The organism is Streptomyces daliensis (genome assembly GCF_054782395.1).
Genome location: NZ_BAAGSO010000070.1, coordinates 124,531 through 125,236, shown reverse-complemented (window position 1 = coordinate 125,236; position 706 = coordinate 124,531).

Sequence of the window (706 nt, the reverse complement as noted above, 5' to 3'; positions counted from 1 at the left end):
GGTCTCGTGTTCGGCTTTCGGCCGGTGACTTGCTCGTCCTGCGGGGACACCCCACCGCACCACCTCCCACCCGGTGGCCAACCTCGGGCCGGTGTCCCCTCCGCTTGTTGCCATGCTGTGTGCCCGCACCTGGCGGTACGGGCCCAGCTCTGTCACGGGCAGCCGACGGCGGCGGCCCGCCACCCTTGTTGTGGGCAGGCGTTCCGCATGGCGGGACGGGTGGGCACAACCCACCCACCGGCCCGCAGCACGCGTACGAACCCCCAAGGGGCAATCGGGCAGGCGCCCCGCCGACAGGGGGAGTTGCGCGGGACGGGTTGCCCCCGTGAAGCGGGGACCGTAGGTCCCGCGCTGGTTTTCGTGCCGCCGCAGGGCAAGGAGGCGCACCCCACGAAGGGGGGTGGACATTGGCGCACCCCGGGCGGAAGCGGGCCACCGGCGGGACGGGGACGCGGTGGGGTGTCCCCGCAGGTCGAGACGAACGACGGCGGAAAGCCGAACACGAAAGCTTCACGCCGAGGAGACACCCCGGCGCGGCACCGGACACCCCCCACACACGCACCCCACACGACCACCGTCGGACACCACGAATCACGCGGCGCCAGCCGCGACGCACCGGTCCATACGCCGCGCCGTAGCCACCGGCCCGCACCCGGAAAACGACGCACCGTCCCACGCAGGGACGCCCCCGCCAGGCGACGGCGCC